This is a genomic window from Evansella halocellulosilytica, assembly GCF_002335745.1.
Lineage (GTDB): Bacteria > Bacillota > Bacilli > Bacillales > Salisediminibacteriaceae > Bacillus_CA > Bacillus_CA halocellulosilytica.
Genome location: NZ_NIST01000001.1, coordinates 113,574 through 135,303 on the forward strand (window position 1 = coordinate 113,574; position 21,730 = coordinate 135,303).

Consider the following 21,730-nt stretch of genomic DNA (forward strand, 5'->3'; position numbering starts at 1 on the left):
GGTTCGCTATTGAATAAAAGTGGCTCTGATTTAGGCGAATTTAAAGGAAATAAGGTCCCTCATGGCCGCTAAATTCATAAAATGGCTTAAATTCAGCAAATAAAGGATCCTATGGCCGCTTCCTTTCGTGACCATTATAAATCCTTGCATTTGTGAGACATAACAAAGGATAGTGGAAACAGACCACTATCCTCTCATCATATATGCGGATTCAAACCAACTTTCGTGTTATCGATCTGCCCAGCTTTCGATTTCGACCACTTCCGTATAGTCATCTTCGGAGAACAAATAAACGCGGTTTTCCATTTGTCTGTCGCCGATTAAATCTTCACCGTCACTGTTTTGTTCACGTGTTCCCCAGCCGCCACGGGTGAATTTGTATTGGACCATTGAAAACGCCTTATCCTCTATCGTAATTTCATACGTATTGTCGTCTACTCTCTCCATGATAAATTGTTCATCTTCAGGATCCCAGCTGTTAAATTCACCGACAAGGTAAATATCGTCATCTTCTGGAGTATCGTCTGGCACGATGACTTCGAATGTCACTGTGTAATCAAGATCTGGAACTTCTGCTACGACCTCTTCGACCGGGACTGCTCCTTCTTCTGATTGTAAAATCACAGTATTGTACGGTTGTAGAGTAAGGACATCGCCATCGGAATATTCAGTATCGGTTAACAGATCAACTACAGATTTCTCCACTACATCCACCGTTTTTTCTTCATCTCTTTGATTGTGAATAATCGTAAGCTGATCAGCCGAATCATCTGCATTTACTGTGTAACCGTAAAGTCCAAATTCTGTATCAATCGTTTCGTAGTCACCTGCAAATAGCATCGGATGCTCCTGACGGATGGAGATTAATTTTTTATAATGCTCATACATACTGTCCTCGTCACCGTCTTGTTCTTCAAGCGAAACGCCGTCATTCGGGTGAGTAAAAGCACTTTCATGAAAGAAATTATCGTCCATTATTGTCATGCCAGGTCCTTCAGCATCTTCGTACCAACTGAATGGCTCTCGTCTATTATCATCAGGCAGCTGCCCTTCTTGGCCAAGCTCTTCACCGTAATAAATGAACGGTGTACCTGGTAACGTGAATAAGAAACTTGCTGCCAGTTTTGCTTTATCACGGTCTCCATCAAACCTCGTAACGACCCGGTCCATGTCGTGGTTCCCAATCATCGTCGAGTCAATGATAAAGTCTTGACCTCTCGACGTTGAGAATCGCTCATACACGCTGTGCATCTCATTGATTTCCTCAACAATATCAACCGTCACACCATTTGCAAGACCGAGGAGTTCTTCGGTTAAGACGAAATTAAAGGACGACTCCATCGCACTGTAATAAGGTCTAATGTCGTCAGTCGTATGAAACCAGTTTTCCCCTACGATAAACGCTTCAGGGTTTTCAAGCTTCACGTGTGCATTAAATTCTCTCCACCAATCAAGTGTGTTATTTTCGTCCACATCAATCTCTGGGGCTCCATCTAGTCTAAATCCGTCAACCCCTTTATCGAGCCAAAAACTCGCGATCTCTTTCACTTCCTCGCGAACAGCTGGGTTACGGAAGTTCAGGTCCGGCATATTATCATTAAAATGTCCTGAATAAACCTTCCCATCGATTTCATGCCAGCCATCTTCTTGCCCAGGCTCCTGCCCATCATACGTTTCATGGTCGTCCCAAATATAATAATCATAATAGTCACTGTCTGGGTCTTCTAAAGCTTCTTGAAACCACTCATGCTCGCTGGAAGTATGGTTAACGACGAAGTCAATAATGACTTTTATGTCATTCTCGTGCGCTTCCGCTAAAAAGGCTTCAAAATCCTCCATCGTCCCGTAGTCTGGGTCAATGGCATAATAATCTTCAACGTCATAACCGTGGTAGGAGCTCGCCTCTTTCATCGGCATGAGCCATAAGGCATCTACCCCGAGGTCCGTTAAATATGGGACTTGTTCTTTTAGCCCTTTAAAGTCACCAATTCCATCACCTGATCCATCGTAAAAACTTCGAACAAACACTTGATAAAAGATAGACTCTTGCGCCCACTCTACATTTTGTTCAACGTCTGCTAAGGCAACCGTCTCTTGAGTGGATTCCTGGCCATTCTCATCTTCATCTGTTTCCTCACTCTGTTCATCGATACTTTCTGCCTCGTCCTCATCAACGTTTGTTTCCTCTTCTTCTGGCGAGCATGCAAACAACAACATACTGAAGCTTAAGAGAACGAGTATCATAAATTGCCTTTTCAACATTCAAATCCCCCTTTTGTAAAAAATAAACTCTGTATAAGTTCTTTCCCTAGCTCACTGGCGTTTGCGACTAAATTTTTTCATAAAACTTCCGCCACGATTATCTTCTAAAGTCAACAGATATAGTACCGGTGCTATTTTCAGGTGTAGTGTACATATGATTGTCACCACTTTCCCAAGTGACATTACCGTTACTGTCAATAATCAAAAACTTGAATTCCAACTCTTCCCCTGCGGGTACACTGACATCGTAATACCATGTTGGATATGAATAAACAACTTGGTTAAACATCGGACCAATCGATTGATCTGGGTCCCAATTCCCCAATTCCGGTACATTTCCGACGAGATAAACATTTTCGCCAAGAGAGGTTTCTGCGTTATTGACGACAAACCTTACAGAAACTTGTGATCCTGACAACAATTCAAATTCGTACCCGTTACTTCCTTCACCTGTTGCACGTGTGACAGTTAAGTCTTGCTTCCCACCTTCAATATTAGGCAGACTTACTGTTATGCTTTCATCATTCCAATATATAACGTCCAGTTCTTCATCTCCTAAATGTACACGACCTTGGGTATCTCCAAATCCGGTGCCACTAATCTTGATATCATCTCCTGGTTTCCCCATTGGAGGACCGACTTGACCAATTTCAGGCGAAAGGTTGTCGTCATTCGTAAATTGCCAAACACTCACTTCACCTGGAGACAAAGTAAAAGGAGCAACCGAACCATTTTCATTGACTGTTATCGACTGACCGTCCAAAAGACCACCTAATACGTCCTCATAGCTCTGCGCCGGCATATCCGTGATTAACTGTTCAATGTTATACGATTGATTAACGTTACGATTAAGCGCAACGAGAGCATATTCACCATTAAAGGAGCGTTCATAGATGAACACATCGTCATTTACCCATCGTTCTGTTGTATTTCCGTATGCGATCGCGGTATTTTCCTGACGCATCGATGATAGCGTTTGAATCACTTGATACGCTGTCGTCGAACGGTCAAAGCTGCTGTCCATCATTTCACGGTTTCCCGGATCGCCTTCCCCGGTCATGTAATGCTCAGTTCCATAGTAAATCGTTGGTACTCCGCGAGAAGTTAGTAGAAACGCTAGCGCCAAGTCGGTAGTCCGGGTAGATTGTCCGTCAACCGTAAACCTATCGATATCATGGTTATCAATGAATGTAACTTGGTCTTGTGGACGATCGTATGCATTTTCAGTATTCGAAAGCATATGTTCAATGTCATGCATCGTTCCGTTATGATTTCTTAAAACATCCTGTACCACTTGTGCATAACGGAAATCAAGTGCACTCATACCGCTGTTGTTTACAAAATGATGATATTCCTCACTGCCTTCAGCACTCGTAAACCATTCACCGAATGTAAACACAGGTTGATGATCGTAAATCGTATCGACGAACGTTTTTTGCCAACCAAATGGCATATGTGCGACAGCATCAATGCGAAGACCGTCAACTCCCATATCAAGCCACATTTCGATAGATTCTTTAAGGTAATCATCAATAAACGGATGTTGTTGATTTAAACTTGCTAAGTCATATAAATTTCGGTAAATTCCATCTTCATAACTAGAAAAATCGGATCCTCCGTAATGATAGAAGTATCCTTGATCATCGTTTGAATATTCCCCTACAAAGTTCCCATCATCATATAAGACACCATCTTCAATATCTACCGGCGAAGTATGGTTCGGTACAAAATCAATCACGACTTTTATATCATAATCGTGTGCTGTTTGAATGAGTTGTGAAAAGTCTTCAAAATCACCGAAAAACGGATTTGTTCGTTTAAAGTCTCTTGCCCAGTAGCCATGATAAGAAGCAAATCCTTCTGGATGAAGACCTGTCACGTTTTCAACTGGAGGAGAAATCCAAATCGTTGTGATGCCCATTTCCGGCAAATAGCCACTTTCAATTTTATCGATAATCCCTTGCCAATCACCACCACAGTATTTCGTCAAGTCTTCACAGCCCGGACTATACAGTTCACCTTCTGGGTTATTCGACGGATCCCCATCATGAAACCGATCTGTCACAATTTGATAAATTACTTCCTGAGCATAATTGACACTTTCCAAGTCGGTCGAAGAATCACTTGATACAACATGTTCATCTTTCATCAAAAATAACGAACTGACACCAACTGTCATTACGATTGCTAACATTAGTTTACGAAACATTCCCGCACCGCCTTTTTAAGATTAATAAAGTCCTTTTCAACGTCAACGGTTGCATGTCTCGATGCTATTAACTAATAGGAGTTTTACTACTGACAGGCTGACGTTTCATCCTTACAATCTAAAACGTTATACTCTCCCCCTTCAATGTTTTTTCCTTTTTTTGTGCAATCGTTTGCACTTGTAACCGTTTTCAAACTATTCTAAACATATTCCACCTTAACTTTCAAGAGGGAATTACACTTATTTACAAGGATAGGAAATTTTCCACACACTTGTGTCCTCTAGTGCTTAACGTTTGCACAAATCGACAATATTCAATTCATCACACATAAACTGATTAGATATGGAATGACTGAGGAAACGAGGAATAGATGAAGAAGGCCACCGGATCTTTGACCCACAAAATGGAAGGGGATCCCTTTTTGTGCCACCGGAACAGGGATTTCACAAATAGACAAGGTCTATTCAATACATATATTTGGAAGTTTATTGGAATTGGTAATAAAAAAGCCCAAATATGCATTTAAATAAACGAATACATACTTAGGCTCCTTCAACGCTAACTTGTACTGTTAAACGATTATAAATCCCAATGTGGATTCCAAACTACTTCCCAAAGATGTCCGTCTGGATCTTGGAAATGTCCAGAGTACCCACCCCAAAAGGTATCGTGTGCTTGATCTGTAATGACAGCACCAGCTTTTTCAGCCTGTTCTATAACGATATCAACTTCTTCTTTACTACTTACATTATGCCCAATCGTACATTCGGTTGGACTTGGTGAAGTTTGACGAACTTTGGCTTCATGGGCAATATCTTTTCGATTCCACAATGCTAACTTCAAGCCGTTTTGTAAATCAAAGAAGACAACAGCTCCATGCTCGAATTCTTTCCCTTGTATACCTTCCGTCGGTAGTCCAAGACCATCTCGGTAAAACTTCATGGACCTTTCCAAATCATCAACACCGAGTGTAATGACCGTAATTTTTGGTTTCATAAATTATAAATACCTCCTCATATCCCCCATCAACAGGGAGGGTTTACTGGATCTCAGTGACTATGATAATATTCGTTAACCGAATTGCAATTGTAAAAAACGGACAGCTTCGGTTAATTTGTTATAAAAATATAAGAAGGTGCCATACCGTACATTTGTTTGAAACTTTTTATGAAATGTGATTGGTCATAATAACCATATCTTAAAGCGACATCAGTGAAATGAGGTTGTGGGGATGAGTATAATTCTTTTAATAAAAATTGAAATCTAATGATATCCATCAGTTCTTTTGGGCTGACTCCAACCTCTTTTTTAAAAGTTCTACTAATATGTCTCTCACTGTAATTGAGTATTTCCGATAAAGAGTGAATGGACATTAAGCCCTGATGATCAACCATATATTGCAGCCCCGTCCTTAGTAAGGAATCGGTTTTTAATCCATTAAGAGAAAGGAATTTCATTAATTTTGCCTCAACCTTTTCGATTATTTCTGACATTTTAGTAGAAGATAGGATATCCTCTACCCAAAACTTAGCTTCATTCCCCCATACATCATCAAGAAATACTTCCTGTCCTTTGAACTCAGAAATAGGATATCGAAAAAAATGAGCAGCTGTATTTAAAAAGAAGCGAATGCCAAATAAAGAACAATTTTGAGAAAGGTCGAGAACTTGATATTTAGTCATCAATTCAGATATAAAAGCACTCTTGTTTATAGAGGGTGTTTTTAAGTCAAAAATAATATCTACGCAACCATCTGGAAGGATGCGATGTAACTTATTCGAATTTTCAGCCTTGAACTGAACGGTCCAATAGCAAGCTACATATGATTGCAAAGGTTTTGACGGTAAATACTCTTTATATTGATAATTCATTTCAACCGGGTCATGCTGTATGATTGGCGGTTGCAATGGGCGAAAGAGTTGCACTTTGATTCACTTCCTAAAGAAATAATAGTGTGCCGTAAATCTATTTTATAAATAATTCCACAGCATTAGCAATCTATATATAAAACTAATGCCCAATTCTACCTCCTACCACATAAACACACTTCAAATTAAATAACATAGACATTGACTAGACACGAATTGGTGTCATATAATTATGACACCAATTCGTGTCTTATACATACAAAGGAGGGAGGATTTTGAATAATACTTGTCAAGAGCGTGACGTTTATGTAGCTATTGCAGATCCAACGAGACGTAAGTTAATACGTCTGCTAGCAGATTCAGATGAGTTACCCCTTTACGAACTAACTCCTCATTTTCAAATAGGGCGTACTGCTGTTTCGAAACATTTGACGATCCTGAAAGAAGCTGATTTAGTAAAAAACCGCAAAATAGGTAGAGAAACTAGATATCGACTAAATCCAGCTCCGTTACAGGAAGTGAAAGATTGGTTATCTTTTTATGAGAAGTTTTGGAATGAAAATGCGTTATTACTAAAAAATATATTGGAGGAATGAATCATGGCAGATTTATCATTAGATTTTCAATTTAAAAGCCCTATCGAAAAGGTATGGGATGCATTAACACATTCAGATATTCTTGCGCAATGGGTAATGGAAAATAATTTCAAGCCGGTCGTAGGATACAAATGCCAATTTCGAAATGAGGAAATCGGCTTAATCGTAAATAGTGAAGTTTTAGTAGTGGAAAAGCCTTATAAATTGTCTTACACATGGGTCGGTGGGCCGATAAACACTGTCGTCACATGGATGTTAAAACAAGAGGGTGACATAACCTACTTACATCTTAAACAATCAGGATTCGAACAAGAAAATCAAGCGTTCAATGGTGCGAAATATGGTTGGACAAGTATGATAGATCAACTAAAAAACTTGTTAGAAGATTAGAATCGTCCTTTAACGAAGGAGGTAATGATATGGGCTTCATAAAAGATACATTTTCTATTTTCAAAAAGAATGAACTGACATTTTTAAAAAGGTATAAAGAATCTGATGGTGTCTATACCTTTATATTCGAAAAAGAAAAAGATTTAACATGGAATGCAGGGCAACACGGTTTATTCACGATCACCCACAAGAAAATAAAAAACGCTACTCGGCCATTCACTTTGGCATCTTCTCCTACAGAGGGTGTTCTTCAAATTACAACAGCAATTAATAATAAGCCGAGTAATTTTAAAAAAGCGTTACTAGAATTAGAAACAGGTATGAAAATTAGTATGAGTGGTCCTGTCGGATCATTTTATTTAAAAGACAAAAATCCTTCACTCTTAATTGCGGGCGGCATAGGGATTACACCTTTTCGAGCAATTGCAAAGCAGTTAGAAACTGAAGGTGACGGAGACGAGAAACAAGTAAGTCTACTCTATTTAGATAGCAACAAATCATATATATATAAAGAGGAACTTGATGAAATTAGTAAGAATACCTCAATAGATGTCAATTACCTTGAATCAAGGGATCAACTATATGAAGAAATAAATAAATATATTACGACATATAAAAATGATTGTAATTACTTTATTGCAGGCTCGAAGTCAATGGTAAGCTCCATTACGAATCATTTGAAAAGTCATAACATCTCAAAACGGAATATTAAAAAGGATACCTTCATCGGTATTCATTAAAAGGCTTTTGTCGGAACAAAAAACTATAATCGTCCTTATTTGTGTCTTAGCTCGCCGACTCCATCCCACTGGATGAACTTACCCGATTGAAAAATGGAAGTAGCTGGAGTTGAAACGACAAATCGATTTGAGGAAGTTCGATATCATTTTTAGTTTAGGAGGAAACAACACCATGGAAGTTTTTGAAAAATATTTAGCAAGTATTGATAACCCTGAACACCGTGATCAAATAGAGGAAGTTTTGACATGGGTGGCAACTAAATTCCCAAATCTAGAACCGATAATCAAGTGGAATACACCAATGTTCTCCGATCATGGTACATATATTATCGGCATTGACGCAGCGAAGCACCATTTGAGCTTCGCACCAGAATATGTAGCGATGGAGCACTTTGCCAATGACATTGCACAAGCTGGCTACAGCTCGACGAAAGGCTTGTTTAAAATTCGTTGGAATGAGCCGGTAAAGTACGAATTGCTTGAGAAAATAATTAAATTTAATATTCAGGATAAAGCCGACTGTACAACTTTTTGGAGAAAGTAGTTTACATGAACAGGTTGGATACCCTTTGAACAATTAGAATAATATTAATTGTAGGACGTCACTGTCCATTCGAGATAAGCAGTCGATTTTCATTACAGCTGTATTAGTTGGCTGAAAAGGAGTTTCCTTAATGACAAATAGTAGCACAAATCGTAAAGTTGATGGATTTTTAAGAAAAGCTAAAACGTGGAAGGAAGAATATGAGCAGTTGAGAAACATCGTCCTTGACTGTGAGCTGACTGAAGAGTTTAAGTGGATGCATCCTTGTTACACATTTGACGATAAAAATATCGTTTTAATACATGGATTTAAAAATTATTGTGCACTTCTGTTTCACAAAGGTGCCTTGTTAAAGGATACCCATGGGATACTAGTCCAGCAAACGGAAAATGTGCAGGCAGCGCGTCAAATTCGGTTCACTAATGTTCAAGAAATCGTTGAATTAGAGCCTATTTTGAAAGCTTATATTCATGAAGCGATCGAAGTTGAAAAAGCCGGTTTGACAGTCGATTTTAAAAAGAATACAGAACTCACCATTCCTGAAGAGCTCCAACATAAATTCTATGAAATGCCTCAATTGAAAACGGCCTTTGAAGCATTGACTCCGGGGCGGCAAAGAGCATACATTCTTTATATTTCTAAAGCAAAACAAGCTAAAACTCGGGAGTCAAGAGTTGAAAAATATATTGAAAAAATTCTCGATGGAAAAGGATTGAATGACTAGTTTTATGTGGAGCCTTGGCCTTATCTCTTATCTGCTGTCAAGCGGACACACGATCCCTTATTTGATAAATTTTAGCTATTTTTCATTTTTATCGGCCATGAGGGACCTTATTTCCTTTAATATAGGCTAAATCAAGGCTTTTTTTAAGCAATAGCGTACCTCATGTCCGCAAACTTTGAAAAGATACCGATTTGTTCACAAATAACGGATCTCATGTCCTCAAGAGTTAATCATCCTGCTCGGCGGACACACAATCTCTTATTTGATGAATTTCAGCCATTTTTCATTTTTATCGGCCATGAGGGACCTTATCTCCTTTAAAATTAACGAAATAAGGTCCTTACTTGTGTAATAACGAACCTGATGTCCGCCAACTTTGAAAAGATGCCGATTTGTTCATATATAACGAACCTCATGTCCTCAAGAGTTAATCATCCTGCTCGGCGGACACACGATCCCTTATTTGATAAATTTCAGCCATTTTTCATTTTTATCGGCCATGAGGGACCTTATTTCATTTAATATAGGCTAAATCAAGACCTTTTTTAATCAATAGCGAACCTGATGTCCGCCAACTTTGAAAAAATACCAGTTTGTTCACAAATAACGAACCTCATGTCCCCCAAGAGGTTATAATACTGATGATTGAACCGTTCCGTTTATATTGATTTACAAACGGTACTCATGTCCGAAAGAGGTTATAAATCGGCCATATAGATGTTTTGAGTAGCTTTGGATCGGCAACCATCATTTTACAAATAATATTGCCTCAACTTATCCTCAAATAAAACGATTGTAAGACACCCCCAAGTAACCACTGGAACGATGCTACTGATCAAATCTAGAAGTTACAATATTTTGATATACCCTTCTGTTCCATGCACCCGAATTCGCTGCCCATCTTTTATAAGTTTGGTGGCATTTTCCACGCCAATAACTGCTGGTAAGCCATATTCTCGTGCGATAACTGCTCATGATGTCATCAGTCCACCAACTTCGGTGACTAGGCCTTTTATAGATACAAACAAAGGTGTCCAGCTAGGGTCAGTAAAGGAGGTAACTAATATGTCTCCATCTTCTAGATCAGCATCTTCCATATTTAAGATGACACGTGCACGCCCCTCTATCATTCCAGCAGAAACTGGTAAACCTATAATAGCTTCAGCTGGTAGATTTTCTCGTCTGTACTTACCTGTAATGATTTCACCATCAGACGTGATAACACGTGGGGGCGTTAATTTTCCATATAATTTGTATTCGTCCTTTCGTTTGTTGATGATCCGGTAATCTAGAGTATTCGTGCGTAAAACTTCGCCAAGCTCTTCAAAAGTGAGATAGTATATATCTTCTTTTTCATGAATAACGTTCTCTTTTAAGAGTTTGTCGGCTTCTTTTAATAAAGCCTGTTTATAAACAAAATAACGATTTACCATGCCGTATTTTGGATATTCACGAAAACCAATGAAATTACGGATGATGCTAATCATTCTTTTAGTCTCTTTCGCTTTTTGTTTACCATCGGGCAATTGCTCTAATCGATCTAATAACTCTTTTTCTTTCACCAATGCTTCCTGTCGCCCTTGCTCAAATTTCCTATTGCTAGCATTAGGCTCAAAGTTTTTAATATTATTGAGAATCAAGGGGACAAGTTTAGTTGGCTTTTCGCTCCAACGACTTCTTGTAATATCGATTTCTCCAGCACATCTCATTCCATATTTGTTGAGATAAGCATAGATAGCATCTTTGGTTTCCTGTCCACCATCAACCGCAACCAATTCATCCAAAAAGTTATCATCTTTTATATGTTGTAAATAATCAATTACGTCTGGATAAGGGCGAATCACATCTGCAACATCCATTAGCGCAAGACCCATTTCCGAAGTAATATTGTTTGGTACAGATTGAGAAAGCGTATCTGCTACGTTTTTTTCCCCTAACCACTCGTTTATTTTTTCATTGATCCATGTTGAAGCATCCATAGCAGCCATAATCACACCCATACTTTGTCGGTCAAATAAAATCTTCTTTAATTGCTCGATATCATCTAGAATAAAATCAAATAAATCTGATCCTGATTTCGTTTGGATGTTTTGTTTTAACTCTTCTAGCGATGTTTGACTACTTTTAATCAAATCAGAAACGATTGTCGGATCGTTTTCGATTTGTGCTTGAAAACCTGCAGACGACATACCTTGATTGCTTTTGTTGGGACTCCGTTCTTTTTTATCATTTGGTAGCGATTTGATAAAATCTCCTCGCTCTATTATGGTCATAAGTGCGTCTTTTATGAGCGGATCAGATTGCCCTAAAGTATTTAATAAATTTTCCCTGCTAACAGATGAAGCAAGATTATCGGTGGTATCAACAAACAACCTTCCACCAGCTTTACGCATCGGTGCATTAGTTGTTAACTGGAAAAAAGATAATCCTAATGGTTTCATGGGGTCGGTCATCATTTGTTGATGACCTACAGATACGTAAACGTGATTTTCTTGATCATTCGCTTTAGGAATCGGGTACAAAGTAGTTATTGGTCGACTCTGAACAATATAAAATGTACCATCCGCCAAACACCATTCGATATCTTGTGGACAGCCAAAATGAGCTTCGATCTGTCTACCAATTTGTGTCAGTTGTAAAATTTGTTGTTCAGTTAGTGTTTGAGACTTTTGCTGACTAGGATTGAGCTGCTTAGTCTCTGTTCCGCCTTCTTTCCGTCCATAGATAGCTAATTTTTTCGTTGCTATCATCTTCTCGACGATTTTATCTCCCCGTACTTTATAACAATCTGCAGATACCAAGCCAGAGACCAGTGCCTCCCCAAGTCCAAAGCTGGCATCAATTGATAGTAGATTTCGGTTAGAAGTAATCGGATCAGCGGTAAATAAAATCCCTGAGGCCTGTGGGAAAACCATCTTTTGGACGATAACGGATAAATAAACTTGTCTATGGTCATAATTATTTTGCATTCGGTAGACTACTGCACGATCCGTAAATAGGGAAGCCCAACATTTTTTGATATGCTGCAAAATCGCTTCTTTTCCGATGATATTTAAATAGGTGTCTTGTTGACCAGCAAAAGAGGCATGCGGTAAGTCCTCAGCGGTAGCACTAGAACGCACTGCATAAGCATGTTCCTCGCCAAACAGGGAGAGATAATGAGTAACTTCCTTCACAACACCGGAAGGAATTTCTACTTCCATAATGATTTGTCGAATCTTACTGCTGATAACACTAATTTGATCTAGATCTTCTACTTTTAACATTGTCAGTTGATCCAACAAAGCATGATACGTTTCGTTTTGTTCGATGGCTTTTTGAAACCCCACTGTTGTAATACAAAATCCTTCCGGTACTTGTATTCCATGAATTTTTGATAACTCGCCTAAATTCAACCCTTTTCCACCAACGAGCAAAAGCTGATTATTTTCTATTTCCTGAAAATCGACAGCCAAAGAACTCATTCTACATCTCTCCTAACCATTAATGTTCTATTCCCTTGGGTTCTACCCCACTTGGCGTTTTTAATCTACTTTTCGCAAGTGATACTCCATTCTGATTTGTTTACTTAAAATCCAACTAAGTTAAGCTTCAATGTACCCTTCCTGCAATCCGTTTTGTAAAAATAGACTCGGTTCACCTACGCTGTAAAGCTGCAGCTGATGCATCGCTCTCGTGCACACTGTGTAGAATACTCTTCGCAAGCCTTCATCACCGTATACATGCTCCGACGCATCATAAATGATGACACCATCGAACTCGATCCCCTTGGACAAATATGACGGTACGACAACGACCCCTTGCTCATATTCAATCGAGCTGCTTTTCAAACGTTTTATTCCATCGATGCTGGACAGAGATTCAAATGCACGTAAACTTTCTTCGGCAGATTTACATATGATCGCAATACTAGTAAGTCCTTGATTGCGCCATTCTTCAACTTTGGCGGCAATGCAGCTATGCAGTTCTACGTAATTGTCGACTTGTTTTAGCATTGGCAGCTCTCCGTCTCGTTCAAAAGGAACAATCTGATCTCCATTCGGAACGAGTCTTCGTGTAAATTCAATGATCGGTTTCGTAGACCGGTAACTCCGTGTAATATTGATCAATTCCGTTTTATCCGGACCATAAAGGCTAGTAAGTGTATTGAAATCAACATTTTCGCTCGCATGGGCGAAGATCGCTTGATTAAAGTCACCGAGCACTGTCATCCTTGCCACCGGAAACAGACGTCTTAAAAACTCAAATTGAAATGGAGAATAATCCTGAGCCTCATCAACAACGATGTGTTTGATCGCCCTGTTCGACTGAAAGCCTTGAATAATCTCTTTCAAAAGTAAAAACGGAGTAGCATCCTCATACAATAGTTGATCTTCATCCAGTCTTTCTAGCGTCATTTGACAAATAGCCACCCATTGGATTGGTGTCTCCCCGTCAATCCAACTTTTGATCTGCTCAGGATCAGCAAAAAGCTGTTTGTAAATCCCTTTAAAGTCGATGAAACGAAATGCACGGACTTGTTTTCGTAACGGCTCCAATTGTCGGTGAACAATTAAAAGGGCAAGTGCTTCTGGCTCCATTTCATAGTCGGCAACCGCTTCTCTTTCGAAGCCTCGTTTTTTCGCTAAGTAAATATGTGCCTTATGGTATTCCTCGTTGCTAAGCAACTCGATTTCTTCCTGTACCCATGACTTTTCCCTTTCGACCTTTTGGACCTCTTTTATTTTTTTCAATAGCCAATCCATCAATTTCTCAAGTCTATTATGAAACCGGAGTGACGTGTCCTGACTGTAAAACCTTTCTTCTATTTGTTGTGCAGTCACAATCGGCTCCCCTCTGAAGATCATGTCCTTAAATCGCATTCCCGATGATTCTAATGACTGTCTATATGATTGGATCGCTTCAAAAAAACGGGTTGATGCTTTAAAACGGATACTCGCGATCCTAGCCCTGTACGAAAGGGTATTTTCCGCAGTTAAAACATATTCTAATTGCTCGTAAGGATCTTCAACTTGAAACTCTTGACTCAGACGGTGATCCAAATACCCTTGGAATGTGACCTGTTTCATATTCTCTTCACCAAGCTCTGGCAGCACGTTGGACACATAATGGCTAAACATCGTATTTGGTGAAAAAAGAATGATTTGATCAGCATTCAGTTGATCTCGATATTTATAGAGCAAATAAGCAATTCGTTGCATGGCAGCCGAGGTTTTACCACTGCCTGCTGCACCATGAACAATGAGCAACCGCCCACGGTCATGACGGATGATCTGGTTTTGCTCCTGTTGAATGGTTGCTACTATATTGTGCATTTGTTTGTCAGTATGTTTGCCAAGCACCTGCTGTAAAATCTCGTCTCCAATGGTGAGACTTGTATCGAACATAGATTGAAGAACACCGCCGCGAATAAGATATTGCCACTTTTTCTCTAATGAGCCTAGGATTGTACCTCCAGGTGATTCATACTCAGCTGGACCTGGCTGGCAATCATAGTAGATACTTGAGATCGGCGCCCTCCAGTCGTAGATTAAGAAATTTTCTCCACTCGCATCTCTAAGTGAGGAGATCCCAATATAAATTTGTTCCTCAGTTGACTCCCCTTCTTCAATAAAATCGATTCGGCCAAAATAGGGAATCTCCTGCATTCGATACAACGTGGATAAACGCTTGGAAGCATATCTATGGGTGTTTTCACTTACAGACAAAGCTTGAGCCTCTTGCCGCAAGCCAATAATCGTCTCAAGATAATCATCAAAGGTATCCGTATTCACTTTGACTTCATCCCAAAAATGCTTGCGGATCTGAACCACTTCGTCTTTACGCCTAGAAGTTTCTCCTTCTAATCGGTTAATTTCCTCCTCAATTCTCTCCATGACATTGTCTACTCGTTTTTGTTCCTGCTGAAGTTCGGAATCCATGGCAAGCACTCCTCGTAAAAAAATTTTATAAAAGTGTTGACTACGCATTGACGACGATGTATAATTAAAATAGAGATAATATACTCAAAAAACAATGTGTCAATGCATACCTATATAATTTACCATAGAATTGCATTCATTTCAATGTCTTAGACGTGAATTGGATGAATAAATCTTTGGCATGAAAAAGAGCCGTATTTACGCTAAATACGACTCTTTTATTTTTTTGTATAGCAATGGTTCCGCATGGTTCTGGTTTCCAAGCGGACATACGATCCGTTATTTTATGAATTTGAGCCCTTTTTTCGTTTTGCCGGCCATGAGAGACCTTATTTGCCTTATCATTGGCTAAATCAAGGCTATTTTTTAGTAATAGCGAACCTGATGTCCGCCAACTTTGAAAATTCACTAGTTTGTTCACAAATAACGGATCTCGTGTCCTCGGAGAGATAAGCATCCTGCTCGGCGGCCATAGGATCCTTTATTTGATCAATTTCAGCCCTTTTTTTCGTTTTGCCGGCCATGAGAGACCTTATTTGCCTTATCATTGGCTAAATCAAGGCTATTTTTTAGTAATAGCGAACCTGATGTCCGCCAACTTTGAAAATTCACTAGTTTGTTCACAAATAACGGATCTCATGTCCTCAAGAAGGTTGTAAAACCGATGATTGACCTGTCCGAATTGATTACAGCTTTGAAATTTGTTTAAGGCTTTATAACGGTTCCCAAGCGGACACACGTTCCGTTATTTTATGAATTTGAGCCTTTTTTTCGTTTTGCCGGCCATGAGGGACCTTATTTGCTTTAATATTAGCTAAATCAGGACCATTTTTGAGCAATAGCGTACCTGATGGCCGCCAACTTTAGAAAAACACCGATTTGTTCACAAATAACGGATCTCGTGTCCTCGAGAGTTAAATTGCTATGAGCTCAAAGTCTTTTTTTGTATTTCCGATCTTACCTCTTTATTTACCACCACCTTCTAAAAGCGCTCAAGAAATAACGAACAACACAAAAATAATATATCCATTTCCATGAAAAGTTATTGCATTTAATATATCAGTACCCACCAAAAAACTTATAAAAATATAGAACTAATATGTTCCTACCATTTGCCAATTTCTTATCTGTCACATTTATTCACCTCATAAACAATCATTACAAAAAGGCATTCCCACTTACTCAAGGATAATGTACCAACCCTTATTCAATTATTCTGCTCAATACTTCGATAAGATGAAGAACAATTACAACGACAGCTCCTTCACTATTGCTCTCCAATAGTTTAAGTATAATATTTCACACCCTAATAGTTGGAATAAGAAAAAAAGCTACCTTCATCTTGAAAAAATCTCACTCGCTTTATATAATAAGGAAGATTATTTATTATAGAAACCATTCGCCCTGAGCGATTTTTTCTACTTGTCCCCCTACATTTACTATGATTTCGCCGTTTTCTTCACTTGCCTTTAAAAACAATAAAGATGGTCTTTTAATTTCATACCCTTGTTCTACACGAATATTAATTTCACTCTTATCAAAATACCGATATTTAACTAAGTAAGAAGCTAAACATCCATTAGAACTTCCAGTAGCTGCGTCTTCCGGAATACCAAGATAATCTGCAAAATCTCGAACGTTTAATTATTATCGGAACTATATGTTTCGGGAGAGAATACCATAATTGCTTTTGCATCAGTGTGTTCAATTAACTCAAAGTATTTTTCTTTATTTATTCGAACTTTTTTAACTGCCTCTAAAGACCTTAAAGGGACAATAATTACAGGAAGTCCTGTTGAAACCTCTTGGATAGGAAATCTATCATCTATATATTCTTTATCTATATTTAAAACACCAGAAACCTTATTTGTATCTAAAATACGACCGAATGTGGGTTTATTTTGTTCCATCCAAAGTATATGTTCTTGTTTATCGAACGATACGGGAGTCTGTCCAGTTTTAAAATTTAAAATAAGGGATTCAACTGGTTCCTCTACTATTTCATTTTGAATGATATATGCAGTACCTAAAGTCGGGTGTCCAGCAAAAGGAACCTCTTCATTAGGTGTAAAAATACGAACATGATAGCAATTATCTTTTTTTGTATCTGATAAAATAAAAGTAGTTTCTGAGTAATTAATCTCCTTGGCTATTTGTTGCATTTTATTACCCGAAATGTTTTCAGCATTCTTAAACACAGCAAGTTGATTTCCTGTATATTTACCTTGTGAAAAAACATCTACAATTGAGTAATTAATTTTCCCCATAAAATCTATCCCCCACAGTGTTTTAAAACATATTGAACGTTTGCACCTTCATTATTTCAACAAGAGAAAGGCGATAACCTTATACAGCTGTCGCTCTCCATTACTTGAACTAAAAACATCCTAAATAATCCCTAATTCTTTTTGAATCTTATGTTTGTAATTAATATATCCCTGATCAAAATCAGGACTTTCATTTTCAAATTTGCTCATTTTATAATCCCATTGTTTTATTTCATAACTGAAAATACCATTTTTAACAGCAGGGTCATTTTCAGCAAATTTAATAACATCTTCTTCCTTTGCTGCATCAATAACTATTGCTCCTCCAGTTGAGCCTCCAAATGGTCCAGCTAAAATTATATTCCCATTATTATATTCAGTTTGAATATAAACAGCATGTTCAGGCATGAACGGTTGATTATGTAAAACTACACCATCTCTCCAATTTATTGATGGAGTTAACAATATTAGATATCTCATAGACATTCCTCCTTTATTTTTTTGAGGGTATTAAACTCTACTCCCCGTTAAGAACTCAATTGTTTTAATGCCTCATTCACTGCCCAACTTTGATGTTCGTGGAATAAGTTTTCTATTGCTTCGGATAGCTCTATCCATTTAAGAAAATGGTCTTCTTCTAATGGCTTTCCTATTTGTTTACCCATATTACATAGGTAAAAATAGCCTTCACTAAGGTAATATTTTAATTCATTTGTAGAGTAAAAATATCTTCTAGCACACCCTATAAAGTCACCCTTTTCAATATCTATTCCCATTTCTTCTATCGCTTCTCTTTTCAGACATTCTTCATGTGTCTCATTGTTTTCTATTCCACCGCCAGGAAGAAAATACTCCTCATCGCTAGTTTGAATAATTGCCACTTTTTTTCTTCGTTTATTGAACATAAGACAATAAACAGCAGGTCTCAATGTGTATTCTTTACCTTCTTCTTTTTTACCAAAAGTAATCATATCCATAAGCAAATTGCACCACTCTTCCTCTAATTCTTATTCAACCCCCCCCCGTTTATTAAATCATTATACTTAAAAATAAAATCATTCCAGAAAAAAGGAAATTAATAGTAGCACTTACTTTTCGCTTATCTTGAATTTCAGTAATTCCCATAACTAAAAGCGCTAACCCAAAGAGTAATATAACATAAGGTATTAATCTATCTTCACTGGTTATTAAACTATATCGTATAAAGTAATCACTATAATCGCTAAAATAGTTCTTAATATATTCATCATCCCCATTCACCTCCATGAAATTGATTTAAATTCACTTTATTTTCTTATAAATGATACTCCCCATTACTGGAACAGGAGAAGCGACAACTTATTCAGCTATTGCTCCCGTTTGTTGAAGATGGAGTAATAATGTCCCCCTTTATTTTTTCTGGAGATGAAAAGCCTTTATTAATAGGTGTAATCACTTCTCCATCCCAAAACAACGCACATCCATTTGGAATAGCTTTGGTCTGGTAAAGGGAAAGTTTAATTGAGTTACCGTATCGGCACTAGCAACATCACTTCATGCAAGTGTAATTATCATGTACATAACAGCCAAAATAATAGTAAAACCAAAGTATAAACTCTTACCCGAGGTTACTATAAGATGGAGATCTATAATCTTAACTTTTTAACAAACGTAGCAGTAGCAAACCATCAGATGGGTGACAGTGATAAATCCCCATCCAACGAGGATACGTTACGGGAATTATAGTTCCAATGAACTGAATAAGGTTAAATAATGTTGTCCCCCAGAAAAAAGAGCGTAAATTCCCTTGAGGTACATACATGGCTATCATTCCAAATAAAAACACTAGTAATAAAGACATGATAGGTCCTCCAGCCAAAGCAGCTGCTCTCTGTTTTTTGTTTAAATCTCCTTCCCAACTAACAAAACCTACGTAAGACCAATATAGATGAAAATGTATTCTTCCAAATTTAAAATTTTCTCTATTCTCCTTATTTCTTTTTCCTAAATAAACACGCGCATGAAAGTTTGAAGTAGAGACAACACCAATACTATGTCCTATTTCATGCAATAAGACACAAATTGGGATAACCATAATATAAAAAAGTAGGAATAATAACATTCTTCACAACCCTCTACTACTAATTATTTCTTAATCTAACTCTTCTCCTGCTTGTTGAACAAGAGCAGTGATTGTTCTTGTACACCTCCCTCGTCAAATTACATCAGCTTCTTTAATCGTTTCATTGCAGAATGTACCGTAAGTCTATGGAATGAAATCAATTCATTTTTATAAATTACTCCATAGATCCCATAAGGTGTAGGTGAAAGTTTCAATAATTCTTCTCTGTCCTTTAAATCAATTATCTCAGCTTTTATGCCTAATTTTTTTGCAGCCTCGATCACATTGTCAGTTGCAATATTTACAAATGGACATTGCTGTGTTCGTAGTATTGTTAAATCCTTTAATTTTTTCAATCTCTCCTCCCAATCATTCGGGAAATACGGGTATGGTGAATCCCCGATTTTATAAACAAGTAATTCAAAACCATGAGGAGCTTGTTCAATTTCAATAAAGTTATTTTTTAGAAAAACATCTTTAGATGGTGTCCAAGAAGTATCTGGGTTTGTAATGACGATAACTCCATTTCTATTTTGTTCCTTCGCATCTTGAATACATTTATCAATCAATTTTGATGCATATCCTTTCCCAGTCACATTTACCCATAGGCAATGGATAACCAAATAATTTTCACCATGAACAACTCTTGAAGAATATTCAATTGGAGTATATTCTATAAAGCCTGCTGGTTTACTCTCCTCCATTATTTTTATATATTTTAACCCTTCATTAAATCTCCCTTTAAGCCAGTTGTTTTTATTAGTGTATCCTATTGAATTTGGTTTGCTGCGAAGACAATAACACCCTGTATCTTCTAGATTTTCTGCGTTTAACTCGACCATATCAACTTTTACCAATCTATATCTCCCCTCCATCTTATAGATATGCAAATTCAAGTGTTCTTCTCCCCATTAGTTTAACATCATTTTCCAATTAACAGACAACAAAAAAAGCCGCGAAATGCAGCTTATTAGATCTTAGACCATCGCTTTCCGTTACTTTAATAAGCAAAAACGTCAAGCTGTGGTAAAATTAGATGTGTATTATATTATTTTTTGTAAGTTGTGATAAAACAATGAACTTATTTGAAAAACTATATACCCTTATTATTTTCCTCGCAGTAATTGTTGGTATAGGTATAGGACAAGTTGAACTAATAAGGGAAAATGCGGAAAGCTTTATTGTTCCTTTATTAGTAGCAATGCTTTATATTACTTTCTTACAAATTCCTATTGAAGAAATAAAAAAAGCATTTACAAACATCAAGTTTACATATACTTCAGGCATTATAAACTTCGTCTGGACACCTATCCTAGCATGGGTGCTAGCAATGGTGTTTTTAGGAGATAACCCAGCGTTATATATTGGATTTATTATGCTCATGGTTACTCCATGCACTGACTGGTACTTGATTTTTACAGGGATAGCAAAAGGAAATGTTGCGTTATCAACGTCAATCTTACCTTTAAACTTAATCTTACAAGTGATTTTGCTACCTATTTATCTTCTTATTTTTGGCGGAACAACAGGTGTTATAGAGCTTTCGTTTCTAGTGGAAAGTATCTTAATTGTACTATTCATACCATTAGTTTTAGCTTTTCTAACAAAAATGTTCTTGAGTAACAAACAACAGTTAAAAGAGATTTTTATATCCAATCTTAGTGTTTTACCGATAATTTTTCTAAGCTTTGCAATCGTTACTATGTTTGCTTCGCAAGGTCAGTTACTACTTGATAATTTAGATTTAATGTGGCAAATCACTATACCTATTCTTTTATTCTTCATTGTCACTTTCTTCGTTGGTCAGAAGGTTGGACAGCTTATGAAGTTCCCGAACTCCGATAGAACAAGTTTAAGCTTAACGACTTTAGCAAGAAATTCGCCAATTGCTTTAGCAATTGCTATGACAGCATTTCCAGACCAACCCTTAATAGCTTTAACATTAGTTATTGGTCCATTATTGGAATTGCCTATTCTAGCTATCATTACTCAACTTTTATTATTTTTTTCTAAAAAAAGTACAAAAAAAACTCGAAAGCACACATCAATGTGATTTAAGGGTGTGTGCTTTTATATTGCATTAACCTGTTTCAATACTTCGATAAAA

General features: G+C 37.5%; 16 protein-coding genes and 2 pseudogenes. 6 read left to right on the forward strand and 12 right to left on the reverse strand.

Features of this window, described 5'->3' with window-relative positions; translation table 11 throughout:
- Window positions 1-228 precede the first annotated feature (228 nt).
- From CD001_RS00495 to CD001_RS00510, 4 genes are all read right to left on the reverse strand, one after another.
- Complete coding sequence (locus CD001_RS00495) at window positions 229-2,262, reverse strand: alpha-amylase family glycosyl hydrolase (protein WP_096185679.1); 2,034 nt, start codon at window positions 2,260-2,262, stop codon at window positions 229-231.
- A 97-nt stretch (window positions 2,263-2,359) separates the two neighbouring features.
- On the reverse strand, window positions 2,360-4,471 hold the full coding sequence (locus CD001_RS00500; protein ID WP_096185680.1) for an alpha-amylase family glycosyl hydrolase: 2,112 nt from the start codon (window positions 4,469-4,471) through the stop codon (window positions 2,360-2,362).
- Between the two features lie 580 nt (window positions 4,472-5,051).
- On the reverse strand, window positions 5,052-5,468 hold the full coding sequence (locus CD001_RS00505) for a VOC family protein (protein ID WP_096185681.1): 417 nt from the start codon (window positions 5,466-5,468) through the stop codon (window positions 5,052-5,054).
- 113 nt (window positions 5,469-5,581) lie between these two features.
- Entirely contained in the window at window positions 5,582-6,343 is a 762-nt protein-coding gene (locus CD001_RS00510; protein ID WP_142303524.1) for an AraC family transcriptional regulator, read from the reverse strand.
- Between the two features lie 272 nt (window positions 6,344-6,615).
- Between CD001_RS00510 and CD001_RS00515 the strand changes: the two genes are divergently transcribed.
- From CD001_RS00515 to CD001_RS00535, 5 genes are all read left to right on the forward strand, one after another.
- Complete coding sequence (locus CD001_RS00515; RefSeq protein WP_096185684.1) at window positions 6,616-6,936, forward strand: ArsR/SmtB family transcription factor; 321 nt, start codon at window positions 6,616-6,618, stop codon at window positions 6,934-6,936.
- Between the two features lie 3 nt (window positions 6,937-6,939).
- Complete coding sequence (locus CD001_RS00520; protein WP_096185686.1) at window positions 6,940-7,326, forward strand: SRPBCC family protein; 387 nt, start codon at window positions 6,940-6,942, stop codon at window positions 7,324-7,326.
- A gap of 29 nt (window positions 7,327-7,355) precedes the next feature.
- The gene (locus tag CD001_RS00525; RefSeq protein WP_096185688.1) at window positions 7,356-8,066 is read left to right on the forward strand and encodes an FAD-dependent oxidoreductase; all 711 of its coding nucleotides are present in this window, start codon (window positions 7,356-7,358) and stop codon (window positions 8,064-8,066) included.
- A gap of 172 nt (window positions 8,067-8,238) precedes the next feature.
- On the forward strand, window positions 8,239-8,610 hold the full coding sequence (locus tag CD001_RS00530) for an iron chaperone (protein ID WP_096185689.1): 372 nt from the start codon (window positions 8,239-8,241) through the stop codon (window positions 8,608-8,610).
- 130 nt (window positions 8,611-8,740) lie between these two features.
- On the forward strand, window positions 8,741-9,334 hold the full coding sequence (locus tag CD001_RS00535; protein ID WP_096185690.1) for a YdeI/OmpD-associated family protein: 594 nt from the start codon (window positions 8,741-8,743) through the stop codon (window positions 9,332-9,334).
- Window positions 9,335-10,182: 848 nt separating this feature from the next.
- Here CD001_RS00535 and ppsA read toward each other — a convergent pair.
- The 8 genes and pseudogenes from ppsA to CD001_RS00575 all read right to left on the reverse strand — a co-directional run bounded on the left by ppsA (window position 10,183) and on the right by CD001_RS00575 (window position 20,465).
- Window positions 10,183-12,798, reverse strand: a pseudogene (gene ppsA / locus CD001_RS00540) (phosphoenolpyruvate synthase).
- 120 nt (window positions 12,799-12,918) lie between these two features.
- Window positions 12,919-15,255 carry an RNA polymerase recycling motor HelD gene (gene helD, locus CD001_RS00545; protein ID WP_096185691.1) on the reverse strand — a complete coding sequence of 779 codons (2,337 nt, stop codon included), beginning with the start codon at window positions 15,253-15,255 and terminating at the stop codon, window positions 12,919-12,921.
- Window positions 15,256-16,641: 1,386 nt separating this feature from the next.
- A pseudogene (locus tag CD001_RS00550) lies at window positions 16,642-17,522 on the reverse strand (PhzF family phenazine biosynthesis protein).
- A gap of 120 nt (window positions 17,523-17,642) precedes the next feature.
- Window positions 17,643-18,002, reverse strand: coding sequence for a YciI family protein (locus CD001_RS00555; protein ID WP_096185692.1), 360 nt, complete (start codon window positions 18,000-18,002; stop codon window positions 17,643-17,645).
- Between the two features lie 47 nt (window positions 18,003-18,049).
- A complete protein-coding gene (locus tag CD001_RS00560; RefSeq protein ID WP_257009673.1) occupies window positions 18,050-18,499 on the reverse strand; it encodes an NUDIX hydrolase in 450 nt (149 codons plus the stop codon).
- 52 nt (window positions 18,500-18,551) lie between these two features.
- Entirely contained in the window at window positions 18,552-18,788 is a 237-nt protein-coding gene (locus CD001_RS27190) for a DUF3953 domain-containing protein (protein ID WP_096185693.1), read from the reverse strand.
- A 367-nt stretch (window positions 18,789-19,155) separates the two neighbouring features.
- Complete coding sequence (locus CD001_RS00570) at window positions 19,156-19,623, reverse strand: hypothetical protein (RefSeq protein WP_096185695.1); 468 nt, start codon at window positions 19,621-19,623, stop codon at window positions 19,156-19,158.
- A gap of 98 nt (window positions 19,624-19,721) precedes the next feature.
- Entirely contained in the window at window positions 19,722-20,465 is a 744-nt protein-coding gene (locus CD001_RS00575) for a GNAT family N-acetyltransferase (RefSeq protein ID WP_407081127.1), read from the reverse strand.
- Window positions 20,466-20,698: 233 nt separating this feature from the next.
- On the opposite strand from CD001_RS00575, the gene CD001_RS00580 reads away from it, so the two are divergent.
- Window positions 20,699-21,676, forward strand: coding sequence for an arsenic resistance protein (locus CD001_RS00580; RefSeq protein WP_096190440.1), 978 nt, complete (start codon window positions 20,699-20,701; stop codon window positions 21,674-21,676).
- Window positions 21,677-21,730: the final 54 nt, after the last annotated feature.

What these genes read in the sequence shown, in the direction of transcription:
- CD001_RS27190 (WP_096185693.1), bottom strand. Translation starts at nt 18,788, where the DNA reads ATGGAGGTGAATGGGGATGATGAATATATTAAGAACTATTTTAGCGAT.
- CD001_RS00560 (WP_257009673.1), bottom strand. Translation starts at nt 18,499, where the DNA reads ATGGATATGATTACTTTTGGTAAAAAAGAAGAAGGTAAAGAATACACA.
- CD001_RS00580 (WP_096190440.1), top strand. Translation starts at nt 20,699, where the DNA reads ATGAACTTATTTGAAAAACTATATACCCTTATTATTTTCCTCGCAGTA.
- CD001_RS00530 (WP_096185689.1), top strand. Translation starts at nt 8,239, where the DNA reads ATGGAAGTTTTTGAAAAATATTTAGCAAGTATTGATAACCCTGAACAC.
- CD001_RS00525 (WP_096185688.1), top strand. Translation starts at nt 7,356, where the DNA reads ATGGGCTTCATAAAAGATACATTTTCTATTTTCAAAAAGAATGAACTG.
- helD (WP_096185691.1), bottom strand. Translation starts at nt 15,255, where the DNA reads ATGGATTCCGAACTTCAGCAGGAACAAAAACGAGTAGACAATGTCATG.
- CD001_RS00575 (WP_407081127.1), bottom strand. Translation starts at nt 20,465, where the DNA reads ATGGTCGAGTTAAACGCAGAAAATCTAGAAGATACAGGGTGTTATTGT.
- CD001_RS00495 (WP_096185679.1), bottom strand. Translation starts at nt 2,262, where the DNA reads ATGTTGAAAAGGCAATTTATGATACTCGTTCTCTTAAGCTTCAGTATG.
- CD001_RS00510 (WP_142303524.1), bottom strand. Translation starts at nt 6,343, where the DNA reads ATGAATTATCAATATAAAGAGTATTTACCGTCAAAACCTTTGCAATCA.
- CD001_RS00555 (WP_096185692.1), bottom strand. Translation starts at nt 18,002, where the DNA reads ATGAGATATCTAATATTGTTAACTCCATCAATAAATTGGAGAGATGGT.
- CD001_RS00570 (WP_096185695.1), bottom strand. Translation starts at nt 19,623, where the DNA reads ATGTTATTATTCCTACTTTTTTATATTATGGTTATCCCAATTTGTGTC.
- CD001_RS00500 (WP_096185680.1), bottom strand. Translation starts at nt 4,471, where the DNA reads ATGTTTCGTAAACTAATGTTAGCAATCGTAATGACAGTTGGTGTCAGT.
- CD001_RS00520 (WP_096185686.1), top strand. Translation starts at nt 6,940, where the DNA reads ATGGCAGATTTATCATTAGATTTTCAATTTAAAAGCCCTATCGAAAAG.
- CD001_RS00535 (WP_096185690.1), top strand. Translation starts at nt 8,741, where the DNA reads ATGACAAATAGTAGCACAAATCGTAAAGTTGATGGATTTTTAAGAAAA.
- CD001_RS00505 (WP_096185681.1), bottom strand. Translation starts at nt 5,468, where the DNA reads ATGAAACCAAAAATTACGGTCATTACACTCGGTGTTGATGATTTGGAA.